The sequence below is a fragment of the Streptomyces milbemycinicus genome, assembly GCF_002154605.1.
GTDB classification, from domain to species: Bacteria; Actinomycetota; Actinomycetes; order Streptomycetales; family Streptomycetaceae; genus Streptomyces; species Streptomyces milbemycinicus.
The window spans coordinates 1-4529 of sequence record NZ_MUNE01000701.1; the positions used below are offsets into that span (position 1 = coordinate 1).

Sequence of the window (4529 nt, forward strand, 5' to 3'; positions counted from 1 at the left end):
GGGAACATCGAGGTCTTCCAGCGCTACGAGTCGTTCTACCGGCTGCTGGTGCGGGCCACCGACCCCGATCCGAACCGCCGGTTCGGATCGGCGCAGGAGATGGCCGATCAGCTGACGGGTGTGTTGCGGGAGGTCGTGGCGCTGCAGACGGGGCGGCCCCGGCCGGCGCTGTCGACGCTGTTCGGGCCGGAGCCGCGCGTGGTGGACACGCTGTTGTTCGCCGAGCAGGGGCAGGACGCGTCGGCGCTCGGGGCCCGCGCCGGCCGGGGCCGGGCGGCCGCCGCGCCGCCCCGCCCGCAGGGTGTGCTCGCCCTGCCGCTGCCCGCGATCGCGCCGCTGGACACCCGCGCCACCGCCCTGGCGCTGCCGGTGCCGCTGGTGGATCCGGACGACGCCAACGCCGGGTTTCTCGCCGGGCTGCTGGCCTCCGCCCCGACCGAGCTGCACGCGGCACTGCGGGCGGCCCCCGCCGATTCGCTGGAGCTGCGGCTGCGCCGTATCCGCGCCCAGTTGGAGTTGGGCCACGCACGGGAGGCGGGGATCGCGCTGGACGGTCTGGAGGCCGGCCATCCCGACGACTGGCGGATCGTCTGGTATCGGGGCCTGCACGCGCTGGCGACCGGGGACAACGAGACCGCGGCCCTGTCCTTCGACGCCGTCTACGACGCGTTTCCCGGCGAGCCCGCGCCGAAGCTGGCGCTCGGTGTGTGCGCGGAGGTGCTCGGCCAGTTGGACAATGCGGCGGAGTACTACCGGCTGGTGTGGACGACCGACCCGAATCATGTGAGCGCCGCCTTCGGGCTCGCCCGGGTGCTGCTGTACGCCGGGGACCGCGCGGGGGCGGTGGCCGCTCTCGAGTCCGTACCGGAGTCGTCCATTCACTACACGGCGGCCCGGGTCGCGGCGGTGCGGGCCCGGCTGCGGCAGCGCGCCGCACATGAGCCGCTGCTGGCCGATCTGACGGCCGCGGCCCAACAGGTCGAGCGGCTGGGCCACTTGGGCCTGGACGCGGTGCGGTACGAGCGGCTGTGCACGGAAGTACTGGGCAGCGCCCTGGATTGGGTACTGTCCGGCAGCAGCGGCGCGCCGCCGGGCGGCGCCCGGCCGTCTCTGCTCAGCAGCAGTCTGGACGAGCGGGGACTGCGCTTCGGCTTGGAACGCTCGTATCGGGTGCTCGCCAGGCTTGCGCAGCGCGGCGAGGAAAGGATCGAACTGGTGGAGCGGGCCAACCGTTTCCGCCCCAGGACGTGGGTGTGATCGATGTCGCAGATGCCGCAGCTGCCTGGAGTGGCAGCCTGCCCGACCTGTGAAGAGCCGCTGGAGTCGGGTGACAACTTCTGCGGCGTGTGCGGGGCCGACCTGGCGTCGGCCGCGCCGGATGCCGCCGTGGCCGCGGACCGCCCGGCGCCTCCGGTGAACGGAGCGGCGCGGGCCGGGCGGCAGGAGCCGGAGGACTATCCGCTCCCGGCCCCTGCCCCGGCGCCCCCGGCTGCCGCGTCGGCCCTGGCGGGCCCGGATGTCCCGGCGGCCTCGGATGTCCCGGGCGCCTGCGCCTGGGACGTACCGGCCGCGCCGGACGTGCCGGACGTGCCGGACGTGCCGGACGTACGGGACGTGTCGACGGCCGACCCGAGGTCCGCGGCGGCTGCCGGGGAGCAACCGGCCCCCGACACGCCTGCCGGTACGCCGGGCACGCCGGGCACGCCGGGCATTGGAACGAACACTGACGCGAGCAGCGGCCGCCGCCTGTGCGCCGCGTGCCGGGAGGGCACCATCGACCAGGACGGATACTGCGACTCCTGCGGCCACGCCCAGCCACGGGAACGTGACCACATGGAGCGGGAGTTGGCGGGCGTCGCGGCGGCCAGCGACCGCGGTCTGCGCCACCATCGCAACGAGGACGCGTTCGCCGTGTCCGCCGCCGCGCTGCCCGACGGCTCACCGGCCGTGCTCGCGGTCGTCTGCGACGGGGTCTCCTCGGCGACCCGCCCCGACGACGCGTCCGCGGCCGCCGCCCGCGCCGCGGGCCAGTCGCTGCTTGCCGCGCTCCCCCGTGGCGCCCATCCCCAGACGGCCATGAACGAGGCGATCGTCGCCGCCGCCGAGGCCGTGAACTCCCTGGCGGCGGAGGCCGGCCCGACCGGCCGGCACGATGAGGCCCACCAGCGCCAGCAGAACGCGCCGGCCTGCACCATCGTCAGCGCGGTGGTCACCTCCGGCATCCTGACCGTCGGCTGGATCGGCGACAGCCGCGCCTACTGGGTGCCCGACGACCGTTCGGCGTCGCCCGCCCGGCTCACTGAGGACGACTCGTGGGCGGCCCAGATGGTGGCGGCCGGTCTGATGTCCGAGGCGGAGGCGTACGCGGACGAGCGGGCCCATGCCATCACCGGCTGGCTCGGCGCGGACGCCTATGAGTTGGAGCCGCACACCGCGTCCTACAAGCCGGACCAGCCGGGTGTGGTGGTGGTGTGCACCGACGGCCTGTGGAACTACGCGGAATCGGCGCAGGAGATGGCCCGCGCGCTGCCGCAGGACGCCCACGCCCGGCCGATGCACAGCGCGCGCGTTTTGGTCGGCCACGCCCTGGAGGGCGGGGGCCACGACAACGTAACAGTGGCCGTACTGCCGTTCCCCGCCGAGCCGGGCGGGGCAGGATCCGGCTGATCTCCGGACGGCCTGAGGAGCGGTCTGAGCCCAGGAGCGGTTGAAGCCCAAGGAGCGGATCTGATGGCCAACTTCGCCAAGTCCACCGTGCCGCGGTTCTCGGTCGAGGTCTACCAGAACGAGTACCTTCCCGAGGGCGGCCGCGAGGTGAACGCGATCGTCACGGTCACCTCCACCGGCGGCGGCACCACCGGGGGGATGCCCATCCCGGCGATCCCGGCGCCCGCCCCGCCCCGGGGCCAGGGCGGCCCGCCGCGGGACCAGGGCGGCGGCGCGGCCCGGGACCAGAGCGGCGGCGCGGCCGTGGTCATCATGGTCGACTGCTCCGGCTCCATGGACTATCCGCCGGAGAAGATGCGCAACGCGCGGGACGCGACCGCCGCCGCGATCGATGCCATCCGCGACAGCGTCGCCTTCGCCGTGGTCGCCGGCACCCACAAGGCGGCGGAGATCTTCCCGGGCGAGGGCCGGCTGGCGACCGCCGACCCGGCCACCCGGGCCCGGGCCAAGGACGCGCTGCGCAGACTGAGCGCCGACGGCGGCACGGCGATCGGCACCTGGCTGCGCCTCGCCGACCGCCTGCTGGCATCGGCCGACGCGCCGATCCGGCACGGCATCCTGCTGACCGACGGCCGCAACGAGCACGAGGAGCCGGGGGAGTTGCGGGCCGCGCTGGAGGCGTGTGCGGGCCGCTTCACCTGCGATGCGCGCGGGGTGGGCACCGACTGGGAGGTCAAGGAGGTCACCGGCATCGCCTCCGCACTGCTCGGCACGGCCGATATCGTGGCAGACCCCTCCAATCTGGCCGCGGACTTCACGCGCATGATGGACGCCGCGATGGGCAAGGAGATCGCGGACGTGGCCCTGCGGGTGTGGACCCCGGTGGGCGCCGAGGTGGCGTTCGTCAAGCAGGTGGCGCCCGCGGTCGAGGACCTGACCGACCGGCGCACCGAGGCCGGAGCGCGGGCCGGCGACTATCCGACGGGCTCCTGGGGCGACGAGTCCCGCGACTACCACCTGTGTGTGCGGGTGCCCGCGGCCGACGTCGGGCAGGAGATGCTGGCCGCCCGCGTCTCCCTCGTACTGCCGCAGCACGATCCGCAGCACGCCGGGCTCCCGGCCACGCTCGCCCAGGGGTTGGTGCGGGCCGTATGGACGGAGGACATGGTCGCCTCCACCGCGATAAATCCGCAGGTCGCGCACTATACGGGCCAGGCAGAACTGGCACAGGCCATCCAACAGGGCCTAGATGCCCGCAAAGCGGGCGATACCGACGGAGCAACGGCCAAGCTGGGGCGTGCCGTCCAGCTGGCGAACGCCTCGGGGAACGAAGACACGGCGAAACTGCTTGCGAAGGTGGTGGACGTCGTCGATGTGGCGACAGGTACTGTGCGACTGAAAGCGAAGGTCGCGGAGGCGGATGAGATGACCCTCGAAACGCGCTCCACCAAGACAGTTCGCGTCAAAAGGTAACAAGAAGTAACGCGACAAACACGCAAAACGGCAGTAAGCGCCGAGAACGGCACAAGAGGGGGAACACCGACATGCCGACCTGCCCTAACGGCCACCAATCAGCGGCCGACGACTGGTGCGAGGTGTGTGGCCACCGGATGTCGGGGACGCCCATGCCCACGGGCGCCGTCCCCGACATCCGGTGGCCACACACCTCGCACCAGTCGTCGGCCGCTGATTGGTGGCCGTTAGGGCAGGTCGGCATGTCGGTGTTCCCCCTCTTGTGCCGTTCTCGGCGCTTACTGCCGTTTTGCGTGTTTGTCGCGTTACTTCTTGTTACCTTTTGACGCGAACTGTCTTGGTGGAGCGCGTTTCGAGGGTCATCTCATCCGCCTCCGCCACCTTCGCTT

The 4529-nt window shown here is 72.8% G+C and carries 3 protein-coding genes and 1 pseudogene; all 4 read left to right on the plus strand.

Annotation, left to right across the window (positions count from 1 at the left end; all coding sequences use genetic code 11):
• Window positions 1-1257 (plus strand): tetratricopeptide repeat protein (locus tag CCN51_RS43365; protein WP_143676082.1); only part of this gene is annotated, 1257 nt, incomplete at its 5' end.
• A gap of 3 nt (window positions 1258-1260) precedes the next feature.
• Window positions 1261-2667: a protein phosphatase 2C domain-containing protein gene (locus CCN51_RS43370; RefSeq protein WP_014179634.1), complete on the plus strand. Its 1407-nt coding sequence runs from the start codon at window positions 1261-1263 to the stop codon at window positions 2665-2667.
• A 63-nt stretch (window positions 2668-2730) separates the two neighbouring features.
• Window positions 2731-4140 (plus strand): VWA domain-containing protein, encoded by a 1410-nt coding sequence (locus tag CCN51_RS43375; RefSeq protein ID WP_014179633.1) that lies wholly within the window; start codon window positions 2731-2733, stop codon window positions 4138-4140.
• Window positions 4141-4211: 71 nt separating this feature from the next.
• Window positions 4212-4313: pseudogene (locus CCN51_RS58505) on the plus strand (FHA domain-containing protein); the annotation flags it as partial.
• Window positions 4314-4529: the final 216 nt, after the last annotated feature.